Source organism: Pseudomonas sp. B6002 (assembly GCF_013385985.1).
GTDB lineage: Bacteria > Pseudomonadota > Gammaproteobacteria > Pseudomonadales > Pseudomonadaceae > Aquipseudomonas.
In genome coordinates this window covers 53,019-77,911 of record NZ_JACAOY010000008.1, presented here as the reverse complement: position 1 = coordinate 77,911, position 24,893 = coordinate 53,019, and the positions used below count along the sequence as shown (strand labels likewise).

At 62.0% G+C, this 24,893-nt stretch carries 21 protein-coding genes and 4 tRNA genes; 13 read left to right on the top strand and 12 right to left on the bottom strand.

Going from position 1 to position 24,893, the window contains the following annotated elements; all coding sequences use genetic code 11:
• Window positions 1-3 precede the first annotated feature (3 nt).
• Window positions 4-936, top strand: coding sequence for a LysR family transcriptional regulator (locus HX792_RS12765; protein ID WP_176996450.1), 933 nt, complete (start codon window positions 4-6; stop codon window positions 934-936).
• A gap of 124 nt (window positions 937-1,060) precedes the next feature.
• Here HX792_RS12765 and HX792_RS12760 read toward each other — a convergent pair whose 3' ends face one another.
• Together HX792_RS12760 and HX792_RS12755 are read right to left on the bottom strand one after the other, a co-directional pair.
• Entirely contained in the window at window positions 1,061-1,468 is a 408-nt protein-coding gene (locus HX792_RS12760; protein ID WP_176996449.1) for a PA2817 family protein, read from the bottom strand.
• A gap of 75 nt (window positions 1,469-1,543) precedes the next feature.
• Window positions 1,544-3,991, bottom strand: a complete 2,448-nt coding sequence (locus HX792_RS12755) for an acyl-CoA dehydrogenase (RefSeq protein ID WP_176996448.1) — start codon at window positions 3,989-3,991, stop codon at window positions 1,544-1,546.
• A gap of 191 nt (window positions 3,992-4,182) precedes the next feature.
• On the opposite strand from HX792_RS12755, the gene HX792_RS12750 reads away from it, so the two are divergent.
• The 4 genes from HX792_RS12750 (at window position 4,183) to HX792_RS12735 (ending at window position 7,358) form a co-directional block, all read left to right on the top strand.
• Window positions 4,183-4,842 carry a transglutaminase family protein gene (locus tag HX792_RS12750; RefSeq protein WP_176996447.1) on the top strand — a complete coding sequence of 220 codons (660 nt, stop codon included), beginning with the start codon at window positions 4,183-4,185 and terminating at the stop codon, window positions 4,840-4,842.
• Between the two features lie 56 nt (window positions 4,843-4,898).
• A complete protein-coding gene (locus tag HX792_RS12745) occupies window positions 4,899-5,516 on the top strand; it encodes a glutathione S-transferase (protein WP_176996446.1) in 618 nt (205 codons plus the stop codon).
• Window positions 5,517-5,649: 133 nt separating this feature from the next.
• A complete protein-coding gene (locus tag HX792_RS12740; RefSeq protein WP_176996445.1) occupies window positions 5,650-6,582 on the top strand; it encodes an ABC transporter ATP-binding protein in 933 nt (310 codons plus the stop codon).
• Window positions 6,579-7,358: an ABC transporter permease gene (locus HX792_RS12735; protein ID WP_176996444.1), complete on the top strand. Its 780-nt coding sequence runs from the start codon at window positions 6,579-6,581 to the stop codon at window positions 7,356-7,358. Before HX792_RS12740 ends, HX792_RS12735 begins: the two co-directional genes overlap by 4 nt.
• 172 nt (window positions 7,359-7,530) lie before the next feature.
• On the opposite strand, the gene HX792_RS12730 is transcribed toward HX792_RS12735, so the two are convergent.
• On the bottom strand, window positions 7,531-8,070 hold the full coding sequence (locus tag HX792_RS12730; RefSeq protein WP_176996443.1) for a TetR/AcrR family transcriptional regulator: 540 nt from the start codon (window positions 8,068-8,070) through the stop codon (window positions 7,531-7,533).
• A 91-nt stretch (window positions 8,071-8,161) separates the two neighbouring features.
• Here HX792_RS12730 and HX792_RS12725 point away from each other — a divergent pair, with 91 nt between their 5' ends.
• The 4 genes from HX792_RS12725 (at window position 8,162) to HX792_RS12710 (ending at window position 12,908) form a co-directional block, all read left to right on the top strand.
• Complete coding sequence (locus HX792_RS12725) at window positions 8,162-9,355, top strand: MFS transporter (protein WP_176996442.1); 1,194 nt, start codon at window positions 8,162-8,164, stop codon at window positions 9,353-9,355.
• A 43-nt stretch (window positions 9,356-9,398) separates the two neighbouring features.
• Window positions 9,399-9,710 (top strand): cupin domain-containing protein, encoded by a 312-nt coding sequence (locus tag HX792_RS12720; protein WP_176996441.1) that lies wholly within the window; start codon window positions 9,399-9,401, stop codon window positions 9,708-9,710.
• Window positions 9,711-9,817: 107 nt separating this feature from the next.
• Window positions 9,818-10,966 carry a TDT family transporter gene (locus HX792_RS12715; protein ID WP_176996440.1) on the top strand — a complete coding sequence of 383 codons (1,149 nt, stop codon included), beginning with the start codon at window positions 9,818-9,820 and terminating at the stop codon, window positions 10,964-10,966.
• Window positions 10,967-11,033: 67 nt separating this feature from the next.
• On the top strand, window positions 11,034-12,908 hold the full coding sequence (locus HX792_RS12710) for an MFS transporter (RefSeq protein ID WP_176996439.1): 1,875 nt from the start codon (window positions 11,034-11,036) through the stop codon (window positions 12,906-12,908).
• An 80-nt stretch (window positions 12,909-12,988) separates the two neighbouring features.
• Here HX792_RS12710 and sugE read toward each other — a convergent pair whose 3' ends face one another.
• The 3 genes from sugE to rdgC form a co-directional block, all read right to left on the bottom strand.
• Window positions 12,989-13,303 (bottom strand): quaternary ammonium compound efflux SMR transporter SugE, encoded by a 315-nt coding sequence (gene sugE / locus HX792_RS12705; RefSeq protein WP_003237114.1) that lies wholly within the window; start codon window positions 13,301-13,303, stop codon window positions 12,989-12,991.
• A 112-nt stretch (window positions 13,304-13,415) separates the two neighbouring features.
• Window positions 13,416-14,375, bottom strand: a complete 960-nt coding sequence (locus HX792_RS12700) for a bile acid:sodium symporter family protein (RefSeq protein WP_176996438.1) — start codon at window positions 14,373-14,375, stop codon at window positions 13,416-13,418.
• 103 nt (window positions 14,376-14,478) lie between these two features.
• The gene (rdgC, locus tag HX792_RS12695; RefSeq protein WP_010211632.1) at window positions 14,479-15,399 is read right to left on the bottom strand and encodes a recombination-associated protein RdgC; all 921 of its coding nucleotides are present in this window, start codon (window positions 15,397-15,399) and stop codon (window positions 14,479-14,481) included.
• Window positions 15,400-15,558: 159 nt separating this feature from the next.
• On the opposite strand from rdgC, the gene HX792_RS12690 reads away from it, so the two are divergent.
• The 4 genes from HX792_RS12690 (at window position 15,559) to HX792_RS12675 (ending at window position 16,078) form a co-directional block, all read left to right on the top strand.
• A tRNA-Val gene (locus HX792_RS12690) sits at window positions 15,559-15,634 on the top strand.
• Between the two features lie 19 nt (window positions 15,635-15,653).
• A tRNA-Asp gene (locus HX792_RS12685) sits at window positions 15,654-15,730 on the top strand.
• A gap of 176 nt (window positions 15,731-15,906) precedes the next feature.
• A tRNA-Val gene (locus HX792_RS12680) sits at window positions 15,907-15,982 on the top strand.
• A gap of 19 nt (window positions 15,983-16,001) precedes the next feature.
• Window positions 16,002-16,078 (top strand) — tRNA-Asp (locus HX792_RS12675).
• Window positions 16,079-16,163: 85 nt separating this feature from the next.
• Here HX792_RS12675 and HX792_RS12670 read toward each other — a convergent pair.
• From HX792_RS12670 to kdpF, 6 genes are all read right to left on the bottom strand, one after another.
• On the bottom strand, window positions 16,164-16,856 hold the full coding sequence (locus HX792_RS12670) for a response regulator (protein WP_176996437.1): 693 nt from the start codon (window positions 16,854-16,856) through the stop codon (window positions 16,164-16,166).
• Window positions 16,853-19,510 carry a sensor histidine kinase KdpD gene (locus HX792_RS12665; RefSeq protein ID WP_176996436.1) on the bottom strand — a complete coding sequence of 886 codons (2,658 nt, stop codon included), beginning with the start codon at window positions 19,508-19,510 and terminating at the stop codon, window positions 16,853-16,855. Before HX792_RS12665 ends, HX792_RS12670 begins: the two co-directional genes overlap by 4 nt.
• Window positions 19,511-19,597: 87 nt before the next feature.
• On the bottom strand, window positions 19,598-21,667 hold the full coding sequence (gene kdpB / locus HX792_RS12660; RefSeq protein WP_176996435.1) for a potassium-transporting ATPase subunit KdpB: 2,070 nt from the start codon (window positions 21,665-21,667) through the stop codon (window positions 19,598-19,600).
• 12 nt (window positions 21,668-21,679) lie between these two features.
• A complete protein-coding gene (kdpC, locus tag HX792_RS12655) occupies window positions 21,680-22,327 on the bottom strand; it encodes a K(+)-transporting ATPase subunit C (RefSeq protein WP_176996434.1) in 648 nt (215 codons plus the stop codon).
• 10 nt (window positions 22,328-22,337) lie between these two features.
• A complete protein-coding gene (kdpA, locus tag HX792_RS12650; RefSeq protein ID WP_176996433.1) occupies window positions 22,338-24,044 on the bottom strand; it encodes a potassium-transporting ATPase subunit KdpA in 1,707 nt (568 codons plus the stop codon).
• A 107-nt stretch (window positions 24,045-24,151) separates the two neighbouring features.
• Entirely contained in the window at window positions 24,152-24,250 is a 99-nt protein-coding gene (gene kdpF / locus HX792_RS12645) for a K(+)-transporting ATPase subunit F (RefSeq protein WP_176996432.1), read from the bottom strand.
• Between the last annotated feature and the right edge of the window lie 643 nt (window positions 24,251-24,893).

Genomic DNA, 24,893 nt, shown 5'->3' with positions numbered 1-24,893 from the left:
GTCATGAGCATCAATCTTCCTTTGCCACTGTTGGGCGAGATGGCGATTTTCGTCAAGGTGGTGGAAACCGGCAGCTTCTCCGAAGCGGCGCGACAGTTGAGCGTTTCTCCATCGGCGGTGAGCCGCAGCATCTCGCGCCTGGAGAAGGCACTGGCCACCCGCCTGCTGCAGCGCACCACGCGCAAATTGCGCTTGAGCGAAGGCGGTGAAGAGGTGTTCAAGCGTTGCCAGGAAATGGTCAACGCGGCCCGCTCGGTGATGGAGATCAGCGGCCAATTTACCCATGAAGCCGAAGGACTGGTGCGGGTCAGCGTGCCCAAGGCGGTGGGGCGGTTTGTGGTGCACCCGCATATGCCGGAGTTCCTGCGGCGCTACCCCAAGGTGGATGTGCAGTTGATCCTTGAAGACCGCCAGGTGGACCTGATTGATGACAACGTCGACTTGAGCATCCGCATCACCGATAGCCCGCCACCGGGGTTGGTGGGGCGGCAGTTGCTGCCCATCGAGCATTTGCTGTGCGCCACGCCGCATTACTTGGCCAAGCACGGCACACCGAGTCACCCCCATGATCTGCTTGAGCACAGTTGCATCTACCTGGGAGAGACACCGGGGGATTCACGCTGGAAGTTTCGCCAGGGTGGCAAGGCGGTAACGGTGGGTGTCCGCGGGCGATACGCGGCGAACCACACGGGCGTGCGGCTGGATGCGGTGTTGCAGCATGTGGGGATTGGCAGTTTGCCGTACTTCACTGCGCGCCATGCGCTGGAGGAGGGGAGCCTGGTGCAGGTGCTGCCGGCGTGGGACTTCATCGCCTCGTACCATGGCGAGGCCTGGCTGCTGCATTCGCCCACGCGGTACCTGCCGCCAAAGCTGCGGGTGTTTATCGATTATCTGGTGGAGTGCATGGCGCGCGAACCCACACTGCGCCGAAGGTAGGCATGCGATTGAACCTGTAGGAGCCGGCTTGCCGGCGATGGCGGCCTTGAGCCCAATGTTGGTTTCAAGGGCCTCATCGCCGGCAAGCCGGCTCCTACAGTGAGTGTCGTGTGGTTCTAGAAAATCAGTGCTTGCTCTGGTCGTCCGACATGGCCAGCAGTTGCTTCTCCTGGTTCCAGTCGAAGGGCTCGTCGTTCTGCTCGGCTTCGAAGCGACGCTCTTCCAGGGCCTGGTACATGTCCAGTTCTTCGTCGGGCATGAAGTGCAGGCAGTCGCCGCCGAAGAACCACAGCAGGTCGCGCGGTACCAGGTGGGCGATTTGTGGGTAGCGCAGGATGACCTGGCTCATCAGGTCCTGGCCCAGGTACTGGCTTTCGATCGGGTCGATGGGCAGCAGGGCGCGCAATTCGTCGAAACGCTCCAGGAACAGCGAGTGGCTTTCCTCGGGAACCTGTTCGGCTTCGCCGACGGCAACCAGGATGCTGCGCAGGTGGTCGAGCAAGACGAGATGATCGGCAACGACGTTGGACACGAGATAAGTCCTCTAAAGCAAAAACGGGCGCGAGAGTATATAGCTCACGCGCCCGTTTTTATATGACCGCTCGACTCAGCGGACTTTACCTTCTACCTGGGTCAGCTCCTCCTTGCTGAAATCATCCACGTCGATCACCTTGCGCCGTGCCGCTTCGGCATCACGCAGGGTCTGCGCTTCAGCCGGTTGCAACACGCCAGCGTGCAGTGCGGCGTCGATGGCATGCTCGCCGGCCGCCGGTTTGACCTGGCCGCTCTTGAGGCCCTGGTGGAGTTTTTTCTGCAAGGGTTGGCTGGCGCCGAGCAGGTCATAGGCGTGTTGCAGGGCGCCCACCGGGTCGTCCGCCGATTGCGGGCGGTAGCAGCCGGCCAACAGCTCTTCGAGGGTCGGGTCGCCCTTGGCCCGGCCGATCACCGCAGCCACTTCGGCATCCAGCGCATCGGACGGCCCGGTGTGGCGACGGCCAAACGGGAACACGATCACCCGCAGCAGGCAACCGAGCACCTTGTTCGGGAAGTTGCTCAGCAGTTCATCCAGCGCACGTTCCGACTGGCCAAGGCTTTCTTCCATGGCCCAGGCGAACAGCGGCTCCAGATGGTCCGGCGAGTCCAGGTCGTGGTAGCGCTTGAGCGCGGCCGACGCCAGGTACATATGGCTCAGCACATCGCCCAGGCGGGCCGACAGGCGTTCGCGACGCTTCAGTTCGCCACCCAGCAACATCATGCTCAAGTCGGCGAGCAGGGCGAAGGCGGCAGCCTGGCGGTTCAGCGCACGGAAGTAACCCTGGCTCAAACGGTTGCCCGGCGCTTTCTCGAAGTGGCCGATGCCGAGGTTCAGTACCAGGGTGCTGGCGGCGTTGCTCACGGCAAAGCCAATGTGCTGCATCAACAAGCCATCGAACTCTTTCAATGCCTGGTCATGGTCTTCTCGACCGGCCAGGGCCATCTCCTTGAGTACGAACGGATGGCAGCGGATGGCGCCCTGACCGAAAATCATCAGGTTGCGCGAGAGGATGTTCGCGCCTTCCACGGTGATGAAGATCGGCGCACCTTGCCAGTTGCGACCCAGGTAGTTGTTGGGGCCCATGATGATGCCCTTGCCGCCGTGCACGTCCATGGCGTGGCTGATGCACTCGCGGCCGCGTTCGGTGAGGTGGTACTTGAGGATCGCCGACAGCACCGAGGGTTTTTCCCCCAGGTCCACGGCATTGGCGGTGAGCATGCGCGCGCTGTCCATCAGCCAGGCGTTGCCGCCGATGCGCGCCAGGGCTTCCTGGATACCTTCGAAGGCCGACAGCGGCACGTTGAACTGCTCGCGCACCTGAGCGTATTGGCCGGTCACCAGGCTGGTGAACTTGGCGGCGCCAGTGCCGACAGCCGGCAGCGAGATCGAACGCCCGACCGACAGGCAGTTCATCAACATCATCCAGCCCTTGCCGAGCATCTCCTGGCCGCCGATGAGGAATTCCAGCGGGATGAACACGTCCTTGCCGGAGTTGGGGCCGTTCATGAACGCGGCGCCCAGGGGCAGGTGGCGGCGGCCGATTTCTACACCCGGGGTGTCGGTAGGAATCAGCGCCAGGCTGATGCCCAGGTCTTCTTCTTCGCCCAGCAGGTGGTCCGGGTCATGGGCCTTGAAGGCCAGGCCCAGCAAGGTCGCGACCGGGCCAAGGGTGATGTAGCGTTTTTCCCAGTTCAGGCGCAGGCCCAGGGTTTCCTTGCCTTCCCACTCACCTTTGCAGATCACACCCGTGTCTGGCATGGCGCCAGCATCGGAGCCAGCCAATGGGCCGGTAAGGGCGAAGCAGGGGATATCGTCGCCACGGGCCAGGCGTGGCAGGTAATGGTTGCGCTGTTCGTCGGTGCCGTAATGCAGCAGCAATTCGGCCGGGCCGAGGGAATTGGGCACCATCACGGTGGAGGCCAGGTCACCGCTGCGGGTGGCGAGCTTCATGGCGACCTGGGAGTGGGCGTAGGCGGAGAAGCCCTTGCCGCCATATTCCTTGGGAATGATCAGGGCGAAGAAGCCGTGGGTCTTGATGTGTTCCCAGGCGGCGGGCGGCAGGTCCATGGCCTGGCCGATTTCCCAGTCGCTGACCATCGCGCAGAGTTCTTCGGTGGGGCCGTCGATGAAGGCCTGTTCTTCTTCGGTCAGTTGCGCCTTGGGGTAGGCCAGCAACTTGTCCCAGTCGGGGCGACCGCTGAACAGCTCGCCATCCCACCACACGGTGCCGGCGTCGATCGCATCGCGCTCGGTCTCGGACATCGGCGGCAGGACTTTCTGGAACCAACTGAACAGCGGCTTGGTGAAGTATTGGCGGCGCAGGTCCGGCAGCAGCAGCGGTGCAGCGACAGCCGCCAGCAACACCCAGAAGATCAGCAGCAGCCAACCCGGTGCGTGGCTCCAGGCGCCCATCGCCAGCAGGTAGACGGCGACCACACCCAGGGCGGGCAGCGGCGCGGTGCGGCGGTGTGCCAGGTAGGCAATGCCGACCACCAGAACCAGTATCCACAACAACAGCATATTCAATCCTCCGTGAAACCAGGGGCGAAACCACCAAGGAGCTTAGTCGGCATCCGAAAAAGCGCGGTGATCAGGGTGTTACGAGTTGTACGGGAAGCACCGGTCACCAGGCGCCGACAATTGGCCGAATCGTCGTTATCTACAGGGCAAACCTGTCGTTACACTCAAGGCTTGCTTCGGAGATAACGCCCATGGATACGTACCTGAGTCCCAGCCGCTTCATCGATAGTGACCACCCTGCGGTGGTGGAGTTCGCCGAAAAACATCGTGGCCCCAGCGCAGATTTGCGTGACCAGGCAGTCAGTCTCTACTACGCCGTGCGTGAGGCGATTCGCTATAACCCGTACACCTTCAGCCGTGACCCCGGCACCCTCAACGCCAGCTTCGCCCTCGCCACCGGTGAGAGCTACTGCGTGCCCAAGGCCACCTTGCTCGCCGCCTGTGCCCGCCACTGCGGCATACCGGCGCGCATCGGCCTGGCCGACGTGCGCAACCACCTGTCGACGCCGCGCCTGATCGCCTTGCTCAAGAGCGATGTGTTCGCCATGCATGGCTACACCGAGTTGTACTTGCGCGGGCGCTGGGTCAAGGCGACCCCGGCGTTCAACAGCCAGTTGTGTGAATTGTTCGATGTGCCGCCGCTGGCGTTCGATGGCCTGCATGACAGCGTGTTCCACGCGTTCAATCGCCAGGGTCAGCGCTCGATGGAATATGTGCTGGACCACGGGCAGTTTCCCGACGTGCCCGAGGCGTTTTTCTTCGCCCATATCCGCCAGTGTTACCCGCACCTGTTTGCCGAGGACATGCCAGACCTGCTGGGCGACATGCAGAGCGATTTAAGCCGCGCGTGAACCGGCGTATGCTGCTGCGTTCATCAAGCCATGTTCATCAACGATAAGGCGCGGTCATGCTGAAAATCTGGGGTCGTAAAAATTCATCAAACGTCAGGAAAGCACTGTGGTGCGCCGAGGAACTCGGTCTGGACTATGAGGCAATTGATGCGGGCGGGGCTTTTGGTGTGGTCGACACCCCGCAATACCGGGCACTGAATCCCAATGGCCGGGTGCCGATGATCGAAGACGGCGACTTTGTGCTGTGGGAGTCCAACACCATCGTGCGCTACCTCTGCGCGAAGGAAGCCTCCAGCTGGTACCCCACCGACTTGAAGGCGCGAGCCAACGCTGAAAAGTGGATGGACTGGACCACGTCCACCCTCGCCGAACCGTTCAAGATTGTGTTCTGGGGCATCCTGCGCACCCCCGCCGAAAAGCAGAACTGGGACAGCATCAACGCCGGGCGCCAAGCCTGCATCGATGTGCTCAAGACCGTCGACCAGGCCCTCGCCACACAGCCGTATCTGTCGGGCAACGAGATCGGCATGGGCGACATCCCCCTGGGCTGCTTTGCCTACGCCTGGTTTGAAATGCCCATCGAGCGGCCTGCAATGCCCCATCTAGAGGCCTGGTACCAGCGCCTGCAGCAGCGCCCGGCCTACCGCAAAGCGGTCATGACTGCGTTGACTTAATACTGACTATTAATACAGGTGACTGTACTTGTGCGGCGCGGGCAGCCAACATGGTTGTCATGCGCCGCCGTTGAATACGCGCGCTGCGCCCTCATCTATTCTTCCAATTCCCTTCTTTGGTGCGTAATCCGATATGAGTTCCGCTCTGTCCATCCGGCAGCTAACCAAAACCTACGGCAACGGTTTCCAGGCCCTGAGTGGTATCGATCTGGACGTTGCCGAAGGTGACTTCTTTGCCTTGCTCGGCCCCAACGGTGCCGGCAAATCCACCACCATCGGTATCCTCTCGACACTGGTCAACAAGACCAGTGGCACGGTGAATATCTTTGGTCATGACCTGGACAAATCCCCGGCGGCGCTCAAGCGTTCCATCGGCGTGGTGCCCCAGGAGTTCAACTTCAACCAGTTTGAAAAGACCTTCGACATCGTCGTGACCCAGGCCGGTTACTACGGCATCCCGGCGAAAGTCGCCAAGGAGCGCGCCGAGCAGTACCTGACCCAGTTAGGCCTGTGGGACAAGCGTGATGTGCCTTCGCGCTCACTGTCCGGCGGCATGAAGCGCCGCCTGATGATTGCCCGCGCCCTGGTGCACGAGCCGCGCCTGTTGATCCTCGATGAACCAACGGCCGGTGTGGATATCGAGCTGCGCCGTTCGATGTGGACCTTCCTCACTGAGCTGAACGAGAAGGGCATCACCATCATCCTCACTACCCACTACCTGGAAGAGGCTGAGCAACTGTGCCGCAACATCGGCATCATCGACCACGGCACCATCGTCGAAAACACCAGCATGCGTAACCTGCTGGGCCAGTTGCATGTGGAAACCTTCCTGCTCGACTTGAAGAACAACCTGTCGGCGCCGCCGCAACTGCTCGGCTACCCGAGCCGCCTGGTGGACAGCCATACCCTGGAAGTCCAGGTGGACAAGGCCATGGGTATCACGGCGCTGTTCACTCAACTGGCAGCCCAGAGCATCGAAGTGCTGAGCCTGCGTAACAAAACCAATCGCCTTGAGGAGTTGTTCGTGTCCCTGGTGGAGAAAAATCTGGCGAAGGTGGCGGTATGAGTTCCGAACTGCAACCCAACCTCGTCGCGCTGCAAACCATCGTCTACCGCGAAGTGAAGCGCTTTACCCGGATCTGGCCGCAGACCCTGCTGCCGCCGGCGATCACCATGGTCTTGTACTTCGTGATCTTCGGTAACCTGATCGGTCGCCAGATCGGCGACATGGGTGGCTTCACCTACATGGAGTACATCGTGCCGGGCCTGATCATGATGTCGGTGATCACCAACTCCTACGGCAACGTGGTTTCCAGCTTCTTCGGCAGCAAGTTCCAGCGCTCCATCGAGGAGCTGATGGTGTCGCCGGTATCGCCGCACACCATCCTGATCGGCTACACCCTGGGCGGTGTGCTGCGCGGCCTGATGGTCGGGGTGATCGTGACCTTGCTGTCGCTGTTCTTCACCCACCTGCAGGTGCATCACCTGGGGGTCACCTTGCTGGTGGTGGTGCTGACGGCGACGATCTTCTCGCTGCTGGGGTTCATCAACGCCGTATTTGCACGCAACTTCGATGATATTTCGATCATCCCGACCTTTGTGCTGACGCCGCTGACCTACCTGGGCGGGGTGTTCTACTCCATCACCCTGTTGCCGCCTTTCTGGCAGACCGTGTCGCTGGCCAACCCGGTGCTGCACATGGTCAACGCCTTCCGCTACGGCATCCTGGGGGTGTCGGACATCAAGATCAGCGTGGCGATCACGTTCATGCTGGTGGCGACCGTGGTGCTGTATATCGGCTGCGCCAAGTTGCTGGTGAGCGGGCGTGGGATGCGCACGTAAGCGACGATCCTCTAAAAAAAACGGCCTCAGATGAGGCCTTTTTTTTGGAGTGTGATCAGGTCAATGTGGGAGCTGGCTTGCCTGCGATAGCGGTCTGCCTGTGAATGATATGCCAGCTGACCCACCGTTATCGCAGGCAAGCCAGCTCCCACATTTTGATGAGTGCAGGCCTTCAGGGTTTGAGGGCTAGCTCGATCAGCGCGTGCAGCTCTTGCACCGAGAGCGGTGCGGTCGAGAACAGGATGCGAAACACCGTCGGCGCGGCGATCAGGTTGATCAGGTGGTCCACGCTCGGCGGTGCCGCATCGGGGTAACGGTCGACAATCGCCTGCAACTGCCCGCTCAGGATGCTCACGCAGTAGCCTGGCGTGATCGTGCACTGCAGGTCACGCATCATGTTGCGCCCCGGCTCCGAACTCATTTCATCCAGGTATTGCTCGGCCCAGGCCTGCAAGTCGCCACGCAGGCTGCCGGTATTGGCCGGCTCGCTGTCCGGGCGCATGCGTGCCAGGGCGACATCCGCCAGCAACACCGAAAGGTCGCCCCAGCGTCGATAGATGGTGGAGGGCGTGACGCCCGCGCGCGCAGCAATCATCGGCACTGTCACGCTGGAGCGCTCGTGAGCTTCCAGCAGTTCGCGCGTGGCGTTGTGCACTGATTCCTGGACCCGGGCACTGCGGCCCCCCGGGCGAAGACCTTCTTTAATAGCCATGCCTAAAACCTTAACACAAAGAATTTGCTTTAAGCGCTTTCCGGTAGCACACTCTGCAAAAGCAAAATGTTAGCTTTAGCGGAGCGTGCCGATGTCCAGTCCTACTTCCAACCGTTCGAACCTGGCGTTTCTGGTCATCACGGTGCTGACCTTTCTCGCCGCCTCCAGTGCACCGACACCGCTGTATCAGGTGTATCAGGACAATCTGCATTTTTCGGCGGCGATGCTGACGGTGATCTTTGGCGTGTACGCCGTGAGCCTGCTGGCGGCGCTGCTGACCGTGGGCTCGCTGTCGGATTACCTGGGGCGCAAGCCGGTGATTTTCGTCGCCTTGCTGCTCAATATCGTGGCCATGCTGCTGTTTATCAACGCTGACAGCACCGCCTACCTGATTGCCGCACGCGCCCTGCAAGGTTTCGCCACCGGCACGGCAACGGCGGTGTTGAGCGCCACCTTGCTCGACACCGACCGCCTGCGCGGCCCAATGCTCAACAGCCTCGCACCGTTGCTAGGCATGGCCAGTGGCGGACTGGGCAGTGGCTTGCTGGTGGAGTTCGCGCCACGGCCGACTCAACTGATCTACCTGGTGATGCTCGGCTTGATGGTGTTGCAGGCGTTATACGTGTGGCGTTTGCCCGAAACGGTCAGCCGCATTCCGGGGGCTTTGAAATCCCTGGCGCCGACCCTGCATGTACCCGCACAGGCCCGCCGTGCCTTGTGGCTGGCGATGCCCCTGAACGTGGCGGTGTGGGCGTTGGGTGGGTTCTTTTCCTCCCTGGCCCCTTCGTTGGTGAAGACGGCAACCGGTTCGACCTCCCACCTGATCGGCGGCGGCCTGGTGGCCGTGGTGACCTTGAGCGGCGCGGTGATGATCTACCGCCTGCGCGAATACCCGGCTGACAAAGTCATGCGCTTGTCCGCGCTGTTGCTGGCTGTCGGCGTGGCGTTGCTGTTGGTCGCCGTGCAGAGCGCCAGCCTGTGGCTGTTCTTTGTCGCCAGTGTGATCGCAGGCTTTGGCTTTGGCGGCGGCTTCATGGGCAGCATTCGCAGCATCGTCGGCTTGGCGTTGCCCCATGAACGGGCGGGCTTGATGTCGGCGTTCTATGTGCTGAGCTACCTGGCTTTCTGCCTGCCGGCGCTGTTGGCCGGCAACCTGAGCCGGGTGTTTGGCCTGATCGTGACCACCGACGGCTACGGCGCCGTGTTGATCGTGCTGGCCCTCGGTGCCTTGGGCGGCTTGCTGATGCAGGATTCGGCGCGGGCCAGGGCGACGACAGGCGCTTGATGGGTAATAATCGCCTCCCGTACCGCCTGATCGAGGTTCACGCATGAAGATCATCCGCAGCAAGGACTTCACCGGCAGCCGCGCCTGGGAGGCGCTGGACATCGCCAACATGAACGGCATCACCACCCGTTTGCACTGGACCGACCAGCCGTATCGCTGGCACATCAACGACGGTGAAGAAGTCTTCGTGGTGCTCGATGGCCGGGTGCACATGCACTACCGCGATAACGGGTTCGAGCACGTGGCAGAGCTGGCGGTGGGGGATATCTTCTACGCCAGTGTCGGCACCGAGCATGTGGCCCATCCACAAGGCCCGGCGCGAATCCTGGTGATTGAGTGCGAAGGCAGCGTTTGATCGTATATCTGCAAAGTAGATAACAGATAGAGATATTACCCGTTATATAGATATTCGATAGGGTTCTATGATGGTCTCAACCTCATGCGAGGAAGAGGAATACCACCATGACCTGCTCGACTACCATCAGCTACAAACCCTTCAGTCACCTGACCCGACCACGGGAAGTGATCCGCCAGTTCACCCCCAACTGGTTCGCCGCCACCATGGGCACCGGTGTACTGGCGTTGGCCTTGGCCCAGTTGCCCGTCAACGTGCCAGGCCTGCATGCCATTGCCGAAGCGCTGTGGATGTTCACCATCGGCTTGTTTGTGCTGTTCAGCGCCCTGTACACCGCTCGCTGGGTGATGTTTTTCCACGAGGCGCGGCGGATTTTCGGGCACTCCACTGTCTCGATGTTCTTCGGCACCATCCCGATGGGTTTGGCGACTATCCTTAATGGCTTGCTGCTGTTCGGCCTGCCGCGTTGGGGCAACAGTGTGATCCCCTTGGCCGAAGTGATCTGGTGGCTGGACGTGGCGATGGCCCTGGCCTGCGGCGTGCTGATCCCGTTCATGATGTTCACTCGCCAGGAGCACAGCATCGACCAGATGACCGCCGTCTGGCTGTTGCCGGTGGTTGCCGCCGAAGTGGCCGCCGCCAGCGGCGGCTTGCTCGCGCCGCACCTGGCAGACGCCCATTCGCAACTGGTGATGGTGGTGACCAGCTACGTGCTCTGGGCGTTTTCGCTGCCGGTGGCGTTCAGCATCCTGACCATCCTGATGTTGCGCATGGCCTTGCATAAGTTGCCCCACGCCAATATGGCGGCGTCGAGCTGGCTGGCCCTGGGCCCGATTGGCACCGGCGCCCTTGGCATGCTCTTGCTCGGTGGCGACGCACCAGCGATCTTTGCGGCCAATGGCTTGCCTGGTGTGGGTGAGATGGCCAACGGTCTGGGCCTGGTGGCGGGCATCACGCTGTGGGGTTTTGGGTTGTGGTGGATGCTGATCGCGGTGCTGATCACCCTGCGTTACCTGCGTGCCGGTATCCCGTTCAACCTCGGCTGGTGGGGCTTTACCTTCCCGCTGGGGGTGTATGCCCTGGCGACGCTGAAGCTGGCGAACGTGCTGCACCTGGGTTTTTTCAGTGTGATGGGCAGTGTGCTGGTGGTGGCCTTGGCGCTGATGTGGCTGATCGTTGCCAAGCGCACGGTGCAGGGCGCCTATAAAGGTGAGCTTTTTGTTTCCCCCTGCATTGCAGGACTAGGGAATAAGTAAGCGGGATTAGGTAAAGTCGTGGCCTGTTTTTAATAAAAGCCCAACAGGCCACGCAGGAACACGGACGATGAGCCACCCCTCGCAATTCACTTTGCTGCGCACACGGCGCTTTTTGCCGTTTTTCGTCACCCAGTTGCTGGGCGCCTTCAATGACAACATCTTCAAGCAATCGCTGATCCTCGCCATCCTCTACAAGCTGACCATCGACGGTGACCGCTCGATCTGGGTCAACCTGTGTGCGTTGCTGTTTATCCTGCCGTTCTTCCTGTTTTCGGCGCTGGCCGGGCAGTTTGGCGAGAAATTCAACAAGGACGCGTTGATCCGCGCGATCAAGATCGGCGAGATCGTGATCATGGCCGTGGGCGCCACCGGGTTCATGTTCAACCACCTGGAGTTGATGCTGCTGGCGCTGTTTGCCATGGGCACCCACTCGGCGCTGTTTGGCCCGGTGAAGTACTCGATCATGCCCCAGGCCCTGCATGAAGATGAGCTGGTCGGCGGCAACGGCCTGGTGGAAATGGGCACGTTCCTGGCGATCCTGGCCGGCACCATCGGCGCCGGGATCATCATGTCGTCGACCCATTACGCGCCGCTGGTGTCGGTGGCGATTGTCGGCGTGGCGGTGCTCGGTTATCTGGCCAGTCGTGGTATTCCACGGGCGGCGGCGTCAACGCCGGGGCTGCGCCTGAACTGGAACATTTTCAGCGAATCCTGGGCCACCTTGCGCCTGGGCCTGGGGCAGACGCCGGCGGTTTCGCGTTCCATCGTTGGTAACTCGTGGTTCTGGTTTGTCGGCGCGATCTACCTGACGCAGATCCCGGCGTACGCCAAAGAGTGGCTGTACGGCGACGAAACCGTGGTGACGCTGATCCTCACGGTGTTTTCCGTGGGCATCGCGCTGGGTTCCATGCTGTGCGAGAAGCTTTCGGGGCGCAAAGTCGAAATCGGCCTGGTGCCGTTCGGTTCGTTCGGCCTGACGGTGTTCGGCTTGTTGCTGTGGTGGCACTCGGGTGGCTTCCCGCAGAACGTGCAGGCCAACGACTGGCTCGCCGTGCTCAGCTATGGCCAGGCCTGGTGGGTGTTGTTCGATATCCTCGGCCTGGGGGTGTTCGGCGGCTTCTATATCGTGCCGCTGTACGCGTTGATCCAGTCGCGCACCGCCGAGAACGAGCGGGCCCGGGTGATCGCGGCCAACAACATTCTCAACGCGCTGTTCATGGTGGTGTCGGCCATCGTGTCGATCCTGCTGCTCAGCGTGGCCAAGCTGTCGATCCCCGAGCTGTTCCTGGTGGTGTCGCTGCTCAACGTCGCGGTCAACACCTACATCTTCAAGATTGTCCCCGAGTTCACCATGCGTTTCATGATCTGGCTGCTCAGCCATTCCATGTACCGCGTGGAGCATCGCAACCTGGAAGCCATCCCGGATGAGGGCGCGGCCCTGCTGGTGTGCAACCACGTGTCGTTTGTCGATGCGCTGTTGATTGGCGGCGCAGTGCGTCGGCCGATTCGCTTTGTCATGTACTACAAGATTTACCGTTTGCCGGTGCTGAACTTTATCTTCCGCACCGCCGGGGCGATTCCGATTGCGGGGCGCAACGAAGACATCCAGATCTACGAAAAGGCTTTCACGCGGATTGCGCAGTACCTGAAGGAAGGGGAGTTGGTGTGCATCTTCCCGGAGGGCAAGCTGACGACCGATGGCGAGATGAACGAGTTTCGTGGCGGCGTGACGCGCATTCTGGAGGAGACGGCGGTGCCTGTAATTCCGATGGCGTTGCAGGGGTTGTGGGGGAGTTTCTTCAGTCGTGATCCGAAGAAGGGGTTTTTCCATCGGGTCTGGTCGCGGGTGGTGCTGGTGGCGGGTGAGCCGGTATCTACGGAGGCGGCAACGCCTGCACATCTGCAGCAACAGGTAACCGAGCTGCGCGGCACGGTCCTGTAGGAGCCCGGCTTGCCGGCGATGGCGTCCGTATGACTGCCATCGCCCGCAAGCGGGCTCCTACAGTGCGGTGCGCCAGTGGGTCAGGTGCTGATCTTGAGGCCGATAAGGCCGCAAATGATCAGCGCCACACTCGCCAGCCGGAACAGCGCCATGGATTCCCCAAACAGGATAATCCCGGCGATCACCGTGCCCACCGCACCCACGCCAGTCCAGATCGCATAGGCGGTGCCCAGCGGCAGTTCCTTCATCGCCAGCCCCAGCAAACCCAGGCTGATCGCCATGGCCGCAATGGTCAGGGCTGTGGGCAAAGGCTTGCTGAAACCGTCGGTGTACTTCAGGCCAACGGCCCAGCCGACTTCGAACAAACCCGCAAAAAACAGAATGATCCAGGACATGATGACCCTCTCTACAGACGTGGGGTCGTCCCCGGATTAGGCGCTTGAGAGCGTCGCGAGGTCGTCCCCGCGAAGCTCGGTAGAGTGCCGAATATTGATCGGGCGATCAAGTTTACGGCGTGGTTTCCAGTGCGCGGCGGTCTTCCTTTTCGCTCATGCGGCGGAAGTAGGTCGAGAGCAACGCTCCGGAAATGTTGTGCCAGACGCTGAACAGTGCACTCGGCACCGCCGCCAATGGCGAAAAGTGCGCGCTGGCCAAGGCGGCACCCAGCCCGGAGTTTTGCATGCCCACTTCCAGCGCCAACGACTTGCGCTGTGCCAATGGCAAACCGAACAGGCGGCCGGTGAAATAACCCAGCAGGTAGCCAAAGCTGTTGTGCAGCATCACCACCGCCATGATCAACAGGCCCGACTCGGCAATCTTCGCCTGGCTGGCGGCAACCACGGCCGCGACGATGATCACGATGCTCACCACCGACACCAGCGGCAAGACCTCCACCGCATGGCGTACACGTTCGCCGAGCAAGCGTTGCGCCAGTACGCCGAGCACGATGGGCAGCAACACGACTTGCAGGATCGACCAGAACAGCTCCATGAACGAAACAGGCAGCCAGGCCGAGGCCAGCAGCCAGATCAGTGCGGGTGTCAGCAGCGGGGCGAGGAGGGTGGTGACGGCGGCGATGGCCACCGACAGCGCCAGGTCACCCCGGGCCAGCCAGGTCATTACGTTGGAGGAGGTGCCGCTTGGGCAGCAACCGACCAGGATCACACCGACGGCAATTTCCGGCGGCAGGTGGAAGGCCTGGCACAGCAACCAGGCCACACCGGGCATGATCACGAAGTGGGCAACCACGCCCAGGGCCACGCGCCACGGGTGGCGGGCGACCTCGGCGAAGTCTTCGAGTTTGAGGGTCAGCCCCATGCCGAACATCACCAGGCCCAGCAGCGGCACGATGGCGCCTTTGAGGCCGATGAACCAGCCCGGTTCGAGGAACGCCAGCACGGCAAAGATCAACACCCAGTAGGCGAAGGTGTTGCCGACGAAGCGGCTCAAGGCGGCGAGTGCGCGCATGGGGATGTCCTTGTTATTCGAATATATGTAGGAGCCGGCTTGCCGGCGATGGCGCCCTCAGGTCCGCCATCGCCGGCAAGCCGGCTCCTACAAAGAGAGGGCGTCAGATGCCCTGTGGTGTTTCTTCACCGCCGAGTGCTTCAACCAGCGCAGGGATGAAATCGCCGAACGTCAGCATCATCAGGGTAAAGCTCGCGTCCAGTTGGCCCAGGGCTTCGTCGCCGCCGTCCTGTTCGGCCTGGTCTTGCAGCAGGTCTTCGAACTTCAGGCGCTTGACGGTCATCTTGTCGTCGAGCATGAAGGACAGCTTGTCCTGCCACGCCAAAGACAGCTGGGTCACGACCTTGCCGGTGGTCAGGTGCAGTTGGATCTCTTCGCCGGTCAGGTCCTGGCGCTTGCAGCGCACGATGCCGCCGTCTTCGTGAGTGTCGCGCAGTTCGCATTCGTCGAGGACGAAGAAATCATCGGCCGGCTTCTGGGTGGTGACCCAGTCGGTCATGATCGCGGTTGGCGCGGTTTTGACGGTGAGTGGGCGAACCGGCAGGGTGCCGATCACTTCACGCAGGGTCGACAGCAAGTCTTCGGCGCGCTTGGGGCTGGCCGAGTTCACCAGGATCAGGCCCTGTTTCGGCGCGATGGCGGCGAAGGTCGACGAACGACGGATAAAGGCGCGCGGCAGGAAGGCCTGGATGATCTCATCCTTGATCTGGTCGCGTTCCTTCTTATAGACCTTGCGCATCTGCTCGGCCTCGATCTCTTCAACTTTCTCTTTGAGTGCGTCACGCACCACACTACCCGGCAGGATACGTTCTTCCTTGCGGGCGGCGATCAGCAGGAAGTCACCGCTGACGTGAACCAGGGGAGCGTCTTCACCTTTACCAAACGGCGCGACGAAACCGTAAGTGGTCAACTCCTGGCTGGCACAGGGGCGCGCCAGCTTGGTGGCCATGGCCGCTTCCAACGCCTCGGCATCAACAGGCAGATCTTGGGTCAGGCGATAGATAAGCAGGTTCTTGAACCACATGGGGTGAGTCTCTCCTTTATACAAAGGAGGGCATTATTCTCTTGATAGCGCCTCAGGCCAACCCTGCCTAAGCCATTGGAAGGGCTCAAAAAAAAGATTTAAGAAAGTGCTTGCCAGACCCAAGGTCGCTCCGTAGAATGCGCGCCACACCGAAGCGAAGGGTGATTAGCTCAGCTGGGAGAGCGTCTGCCTTACAAGCAGAATGTCGGCGGTTCGATCCCGTCATCACCCACCATTCGTTTCAAGTGTTACGCGCAGCGGTAGTTCAGTCGGTTAGAATACCGGCCTGTCACGCCGGGGGTCGCGGGTTCGAGTCCCGTCCGCTGCGCCATATTCGGTAACCTGGAACACTGAACGCCAGGTCACCACAGAAAGCCCGCTTAATCGCGGGCTTTTCTTTGTCCGAAATATGGCAAAAAATCGCGATTTAAACTTTTTTTAAATAAATTGCATTTAAATCAAGACATTACGATTTTTTGGTGTATGATGCGCCCACACCGAAACGAAGGGTGATTAGCTCAGCTGGGAGAGCGTCTGCCTTACAAGCAGAATGTCGGCGGTTCGATCCCGTCATCACCCACCATTCGTTTTAAGTGTTACGCGCAGCGGTAGTTCAGTCGGTTAGAATACCGGCCTGTCACGCCGGGGGTCGCGGGTTCGAGTCCCGTCCGCTGCGCCATATTCGGCAACCTGGAACACTGAACGCCAGGTTGCCACAAGAAGCCCGCTCATTGAGCGGGCTTTTTTTTGCCCGGATTTTTTGTCTACAGCCCCATCAAGCGGTAACCCACCTGCAGTTCCGTGATGAAATGCTGCGGCTGTGTGGGGTCTGCTTCCAGCTTTTGCCGCAGATGCGCCATGTGTACCCGCAAGTAATGGGCGCGGTCCACGTAGTCCAGGCCCCACACCTCCAGCAATAACTGGCGATGTGTGAGTACCCGGCTCTGGCCGCGAATCATCGCACAGAGCAGGCGGTACTCGATGGGCGTGAGGTGCACCGGCTGCGCTTGGCGCCACACCTCATGGGTGGCCAGGTCGACTTCAATGTCGCCAAACGCCACCTTACTGGTGGCCGTCACCGTCCCGGTTTGCCCATGCCGGCGCAGTTGTGCGCGGATGCGTGCGAGCAACTCGGGCACCCCGAAAGGCTTGGTCAAGTAGTCATCGGCGCCGGCGTCCAGGGCGGCGACTTTTTCCTCTTCGCGATCGCGGGCCGAGAGCACCAGGATCGGCACTGCCAACCAGCCACGCAACTCACTGATCAGTTGTTTGCCATCGCCGTCCGGCAGGCCCAGGTCGATAATCACCAGGTCCGGCTGGCGGCTGGCGGCGTGTATCAGTGCGCGCTTGACGCTGTCGGCCTCGAACACCTGAAAGCCCTCATCTTGCAGGGCAATCCCGACGAAGCGGCGGATATTGGCCTCGTCCTCAACAATCAAAATGCGTGCTGTGCTCATAGGGCGTCCATGGACGGCGGGGTGCCCGCCGGAAGGGTGATGATGAAGTGCATGCCACACACTTCGCCGGGGTTGGCGTCGATGCGGCCGCCGTGGGCTTCGACGATGCGCTTGGCCAGCGCCAGGCCCAGGCCGATGCCTGTGACGGAAGATTCCTGCTGGCCGCGCGCGAAGGGCTCGAACAGGTTGGCCGGTGCCGCGCCCGGGCCGGTGTCGCTGACCTCCAGCGTGAGGCTGCCCGAGATGCAGTGCGCGGCGACGGTAATGCGCGTGCCCGCCGGGGTGTACTTGGCGGCGTTGTCGAGCAGGTTGACCAGCACCCGCTCAAGCATCAGCGCATCGACTTCCACCAGCGGCAATGGCGCCTCAAGGGCGGTGTTCACCGAGTGTCGCGCCAAGGGTTCGCGCAACTGGCGCAGGGCGCTGCCGACGATTTCTTCCAACGAATGCCACTGGCGATTCAGGCGCACGCCGTGCTCCTGCAGGCGCGCCATGTCCAACAGGTTTTCGATCAGCCGTTGCATCGACGTGGCCTGTTCGTGAATGCCGTGGAGCAACGCGGTCAGCGGCCCGGGCGGCGCGTGGGGCAGGGCGGTGTCGGCGGCGCCGATCAAGGTGGTCAGCGGCGTGCGCAGGTCATGGGAGATCGCAGCGAGCAAGGTGTTGCGCATCTTCTCGCCTTCCATCTGCACCAGGGTGCTTTGCGCCACTTCGACAAAATGCACACGCTCCAGCGCGATCGCCAGTTGGCTCATGCAGGCTTCCAGCAGGTGGCGTTCCTGGGGATCACTCAGGCGCTCGCTTTGGGCCAATTCCAGCACCAACACACCGCGCACACGCATCGGTGCCTTGAGCGGCCAGTAGCAACCTTTGGCCGCCGACAAGGTGTCGGTGCCCTGGCCGGCGGCCTTGCCATGGTCGTAGCTCCATTGGGCGATGCTCTCGTCCATCGGCAGGCCGCCGACACTGTGCACGCCATCGGCGGCGTCCGGCAACGCCAGGCCGACCCGCGCCTCGAACACGCCGCTGAAGGTGCGCAGGGCCACTTCGCTGATCTGCTCCACGGTCAGCGCCGCCGACAGGTCGCGGGCCAGGCGGGCCAAAGAGGTGGCGCGCCGTTCGCGGGCGGCGGCGGTGCGTGCTTCATGGCGCAGGCGGGCGGTGAGCTGCCCGGTGATCAGGGCGATGCCCAGCATCAGCGCAAACGTGAAGAAATACTGGGTGTCATTGACGGTGAACGAGTAGCGCGGCTGCACGAAAAAGAAGTCGAAACACAGCACCGCCAGCATCGCCGCCCACACGCCGGGGCCGCGCCCGAAACGCAGGGCCACCAGCACCACCGTTAGTAAAAACAGCATGACCACGTTGGCCAGGTCGAACACCTGCAGCAACAAGGCGGCGACGGCGCTGGCGGCAAAACACGCCAGGCTGGCCCACAGGTACGCCAACCGAGTGCCCGCTGCGGGGCCTACCTTCTCGACCACTGCAGGCTTGGCCGGCAGCAGCCCGTGGGCGATCACGATCTGATCGATTTGCCGGTGGTGCCGGCTGATCCGATCACTCACTGATTGGTGCCAGAAGCGCCACACCTGACGCGGATGATGGCCCAGCACCAGGCGATTGGCATTGTGCTCACGGGCACAGGCGGCCAGGGCTTCGGCCACGTCCATGCCGGGCAGTGTGGCGGTGTCGGCTCCCAGCTCAGCTGCCAGCGCCAGGGTTTTCATGGCGGCCAGGTAACGTTTGGCGCCGCGCCCCTGGTGCGTGGCGACATGCACCGCGATCCAGTCCGCTTCCAGCTTCTGTGCCAGGCGTGCCGCCTCACGCACCAGGCGCTCATCACCGGCATCACCCGCCACGCCCACCAGCAGCCGCTCGCGGGCCGGCCACAGGTGGGTGATCGCCCGTTCGCGGCGGTACACGCGCATCTGCGTGTCGACGCGATCGGCCGTGCGCCGCAGTGCCAACTCGCGCAGGGCGAGCAAATTGCCCTTACGGAAAAAATGCTGCGAGGCACGCTCAGCCTGGGCCCCCAGGTACACCTTGCCATCCTTGAGGCGTTGCAACAGGTCGTCGGGTGGCAGGTCGATCACCACCACGTCGTGGGCGTTATCGAACACATGGTCAGGCACGGTCTCGCGCACGCGGATGCCAATGATCCCGCTCACCAGGTCATTCAAACTTTCCAGGTGCTGGACGTTGAGGGTGGTCCCCACATCGATGCCGGCACTGAGCAGTTCTTCGACGTCTTGCCAGCGTTTGGGGTGGCGTGAGCCCGGCGCATTGCTGTGGGCCAACTCGTCCACCAGCACCACGGCAGGGTGCCTGTGCAGTGCCGCATCCAGATCAAATTCAGTCAGCGCATAGTCGCGGTGAGACACGGCGGCGCGGGGCAGTTGCTCCAGGCCCTCGAGCAGCGCGGCGGTGTCTGTGCGCCCATGGGTTTCAACCACGCCTGCCAGCAGGTCACGACCCAGGCCGACCTCACGTTGCGCCGCCGCGAGCATGGCGCAGGTCTTGCCCACACCAGCATTGGAGCCGAAATAGATACGCAATTTGCCGCGCAGGGCGGCGTGTTCTTCCCTCTGGATCCGAGCGAGCAGGGCGTCGGGGTCGGGGCGTTCGTCGGGTGGCGCGTGAAGCCTGTTAATCATTTTTTGAATCCATCCAAAATCCCTTGTAGGAGCCCGGCTTGCCGGCGATGGCGTTTTCAAAGACGCCATCGCCGGCAAGCCGAGGGGTTACACCAGGCCCAACCCGGTCAGCAGCAAGTCAATCAGCTTGATCCCGGCAAACGGCACCAGCACTCCGCCCAGGCCGTAGATCAGCAGGTTGCGATTGAGCAACGCCGCCGCGCCAATCGCCCGGTATGTCACGCCGCGCAAGGCCAGGGGAATCAACGCGACGATGATCAGCGCGTTGAAAATCACCGCGCTGAGAATCGCCGAGTTGGGGCTGGCGAGGTGCATCACGTTCAAGGCGCCAAGCTGCGGGTAGGTCGCGACAAACGCGGCCGGGATGATCGCGAAATACTTTGCCACGTCGTTCGCCACGCTGAAGGTGGTGAGGGCGCCACGGGTCATCAGCATCTGTTTGCCCACCTCGACCACTTCAATCAGCTTGGTCGGGTTGCTGTCGAGGTCGACCATGTTGCCGGCCTCTTTGGCGGCCTGGGTGCCGCTGTTCATCGCCACCGCCACGTCAGCCTGGGCCAGTGCCGGTGCGTCGTTGGTGCCGTCGCCGGTCATCGCCACCAGCTTGCCCTGGGCCTGGTAGTCGCGGATCAGTTGCAGCTTGTCTTCGGGCCGGGCTTCGGCAAGGAAGTCATCCACACCGGCCTCCACCGCAATGGCGGCGGCGGTGAGGCGGTTGTCACCGGTGATCATCACGGTCTTGATACCCATGCGACGCAGCTCGGCGAAACGTTCCTTGATACCGCCCTTGACCACGTCCTTGAGTTCCACCACGCCCAGTGCCTGGGCACCGTCGCTGACCACCAGCGGTGTGCTGCCACGCCGCGAGACTTCATCGACTTTTGCCTGGAGTGCGGCGGGAAAGCTTCCACCCAACGCCTCGATATGGCTGCGGATGGCATCGGCCGCGCCTTTGCGAATGGCCCGGCCTTCGGGCAGGTCCACGCCGCTCATGCGGGTTTGCGCGGTGAAGTGCACAAAGCTGGCGCCGAGGGCGTTGATGTCACGGGCGCGGATGTCGAATTTCTGTTTGGCCAGGACCACGATGCTGCGGCCTTCCGGGGTTTCGTCGGCCAGAGACGCCAACTGTGCGGCGTCGGCCAGGTCGGCTTCCTTCACGCCGGGCGCCGGCAGAAAACGGCTGGCCTGGCGATTGCCCAGGGTGATGGTGCCGGTCTTGTCCAGCAGTAGCACGTCCACATCACCCGCAGCCTCCACGGCGCGGCCCGAGGTGGCGATGACATTGGCCGACATCATCCGGCTCATCCCGGCCACACCGATGGCCGAGAGCAGGCCGCCGATGGTGGTGGGGATCAGGCACACCAGCAGCGCCACCAGCACCGTGGCGCTGATCACACTGCCGCTGCCGCTCATGGCCACCGCAAAGATCGAGTAGGGGCTCAACGTGGCGATCACCAGCAGGAACAACAGGGTCAAGCCCACCAGCAAAATCGTCAGGGCGACTTCATTCGGGGTCTTCTGGCGCTTGGCCGATTCCACCATGCTGATCATGCGATCAAGGAACGATTCGCCCGGGTTGACGCTGATGCGCACCACCAGCCAATCCGACAGCACCCGCGTGCCGCCGGTAACCGAGGAAAAGTCGCCACCGGCCTCGCGAATCACCGGCGCCGATTCACCGGTGATCGCGCTTTCATCCACCGACGCCACGCCCTCGATCACCACGCCGTCCAGCGGCACCAGGTCGCCGGCTTCGACCAGCACCACGTTGTCCTTGCGCAGTTGGCTGGCTTCCAGGGGCAACCACGCGCCGCCGTGCTGGGGTTTTTGCAGCAATTTGGCAAGGGTCTGGCGCTTCATGCCGCGCAGGCTGGCGGCCTGGGCGCGGCTGCGACCTTCGGCCAGGGCTTCGGCGAAGTTGGCGAACAGCACGGTGAACCACAGCCACAACGTGATGCTGAGGATAAAACCGCTGGGCGCTTCACCCTGGCCCCCCAGGGACTGGAACCACAGCAACGTGGTGAGCAGGCTGCCCAGATACACCACGAACATCACCGGGTTTTTCCATTGGGCCTGGGGTAGCAGTTTCTTCAGGGCATCGACGCCGGCCGTGAGCACGATGCGCCGGTCAAACAGAGGTAAACGAGCATTTTTCATGAAGGTGATCCCTTACTCACTGACCGCAATGGCGGGCTGACGGGCGTCCAGCGCCAGGTTGAGTTGCAGCACATTCACCCGCGGTTCGCCGAGCAAACCGAAAGTGCGCGCATGGGTGTGGTCGTCGAGCAGTTGCAGCAGTTCGGCTTCCGGGATGTGCCGCAGGCGGGCTACCCGGGCCAGTTGCAGGCGTGCGTTGGCCACCGAGATGTGCGGGTCCAGGCCCGAGGCGGAAGCGGTCACGGCGTCGACCGGCACTGGCGCATCGGCGGCGAGGGCGTTGGCCTGGCGATAGGCCTGGGCGCGTGCGGTCACCTGGTCAACCAGTTTCTGGCTGGTCGGGCCGAGGTTGCTGGCGCCGCTCGAGCCTGCGTTATAAGGCTGCGAGATGCTCTTGCTCGGGTCTTGCGGGTCGGCACCGAGGGTCATGCTCGGGCGCCCCTGGAAGTACTCAGGTTTTGTGAACGGTTGGCCGATCAGCGCGGAGCCGATCACCTGGCCGTCGCGCTCGATCAGCGAGCCATTGGCCTGCAGCGGGAACAACAGTTGTGCAGCCAGCGTGGTGAAGGCGGGGTACGCCAGGCCGGTCAGTAGCATGAAAAACACTGCCGACACCAGCACCGGGCGCAGCAGGCCTTTGAAAATCGATTGAGTGGTCATCTGCGTGTCCTCAGTTGTACGTCTGGCCGGAGAGCAGCTGCAATTGCTCCACCAGCGGGCCGAGCGCGAGCGCGGGCAAAAAGGTCAGGCCGCCGACCACCAGCACCACGAACACCACCAGCAACATGAACAACGGGGTGGCGGTGGGGATGGTGCCGGCGCCGGCAGGTACGGTTTTTTTCATCGCCAGGGAGCCGGCCACGGCCAGCATCGGCAGCATGGTGAAGAAGCGCCCGATCAACATCGCCAGGCCGATGGTGGTGTTGAAAAACAGCGTGTTGGCGTTCAGCCCGGCAAACGCCGAACCGTTGTTGGCGGTGCCGGAGGTGTAGGCGTAGAGCACCTCGCTGAACCCATGCGGGCCGAGGTTGTTGAGGCTGGCCATCGTGTCTGGCCACAGGGCGGCGAGGGCGGTGAAACCCAGGATGCTGATGGGGTGGGCGAGCACCGACAGCATCACCAGCTTGATCTCACGGGCCTCGATTTTCTTGCCGAGGAATTCCGGGCTGCGGCCGATCATCATGCCGACCAAAAACACCGTGAGCAGCGCGTACTGGATCAGGTTGATAAAGCCCACACCGTCACCGCCGAACACACAGTTGAGCATCATCTGCGCCAGGGGCACGAAGCCGCCCATGGGCGTCAGCGAGTCATGCATGGCGTTGACCGAACCGGTGGTTGCGGCAGTGGTGGTGGCAATGAACAGACTGCTGTCGGCAATGCCGAAGCGCAGCTCCTTGCCCTCCATGTTGCCGCCGCTCTGTTCGATGGACAGCGTCTGGTCTGCGCCGGCCTGGGTCAGCAACGGGTTGCCGGCTTGTTCAGCGCCGTACACCAGCGCGAGAAAGCCGATGAACATCACCAGGAAGGTGCCGAAGAACACCCAGCCCTGGCGGCGTTGCAGCAGCATGCTGCCGAAGGTGTAGGTCAGTGCCGATGGAATCAGCAGCATGCTGAGGATGTGCAGGACGTTGGTCAAAGGCGTGGGGTTTTCGAACGGGTGGGCGGCGTTCATGCTGAAGAACCCGCCGCCGTTAGTGCCGATGTGCTTGATCGACTCAAAGCTGGCCACCGCCCCCACGATCAACTGTTGCTGCGCGCCTTCCAGGGTGGTGGCGAGGGCTTGCGAGGCAAAGGTCTGCGGCATGCCTTGCCACACGTATACCAACGCCATCGCCACGCACAGTGGCAGCATCACGCGGTAGAGCGTGCGGGTGAAGTCGACCCAGAAGTTGCCGATATCCGCCGAACTTGAGCGGCTAAGGCCGCGAATGAAACCGGCAGCGGCGACCACGCCGGAGGTGGCGCCGACGAACATCAGGAAGGTGATCACCGCCATCTGGCTGAAGTTCGACAGGCTGGTTTCGCCCGAGTACGCCTGCCAGTTGGTGTTGGTGATAAAGGACGCGGCGGTGTTGAACGCCAGGTCCGGCGTTTGGGCGGCCAGGCCCAGTGGGTTGATCGGCATGACGGCCTGCAAGCGCAGCACCAGGTAGCCCAGCAGCATCATGGCGGCATTCGACAACAGCAGCGCCGCGCCATAGCGGGCCCAGCCCATGCCGGCCTGTGGATCGATGCCCAGCAGGCGATAGGTACAGCGTTCCGGCAGGGCGTGGCGGGTGCCGGTGAACACCCGGGTCAGCCACTGGCCCATCAACACGGCGAGCCCGGTCATCAACCCCAGGACCAGCGTAAATTCCAGCAAAGTGCTTAGCATGTCGTGGCTCCGTTCAAATCTTGCCCATGGCGACAATGGCCAGGGCAGTCGCAACAAAAAACACCAGGGAGAGGCCCATAAACATCACGTCGTACATGGCAGGCTCCCTAGAACTTTTCGGCGCGAATAAGGGCATAGCCCAAATAAACGAACAGCCCGACGGCACTCAGGCCACTGGCGATATAGATGAAGGTAAGTGTGAGCACGGTGTAACTCCCCTGAATGAATAAGCCGCAACTGCGGACGCGGGGAGGTTAAGGGCTGGCGTATCAAGCTCGGGCACTGATTACCCGGTGCGGCATTAAGACGGTATATAGGCGTGTGTTTGGCGGACACACGCAAACAAGGGATAGCCCGTTGCCGGGGTATCCCTTTGAAGTCTGGGGTTACGCGGATGTGACTGGCCCGCTTACTTGCTCTTCTTTTTCTTGTCGGCGCGCGTGGCGAGGTGCTCGAAGCAGAACGCGGCGGTGCCAAAGAGCGCAATCATTGTCAGGACGACCATGCCTAAAGTTGAACTTTCCACGATGACTTCCTACGGGTGTTGGGGGTAGGAAGTGACGGTAGAGTGCGCAGGCTTAGTGGCTCAATAGCGACGACGTAATCGTTATGCGAGTGGGGCGATCTATACGCATTCTTTACGCGATGAGCGCGGATGGCCAGCGATGACCATAGTTATCTACACGAATAATGTTGTGTAGCTGTAACAAGCTCTGCTTGTGATCTGCTCTGTTTTTGATCTTGATCTCAGGCGCCCCGTCAACCACGCTGGCCGAACGCAGGCTTGAATCCGTGGGTAACCCGGCAGGACGCCGGGTTAGCCGTCCTGGGCCAGGGATGGCCCATGAC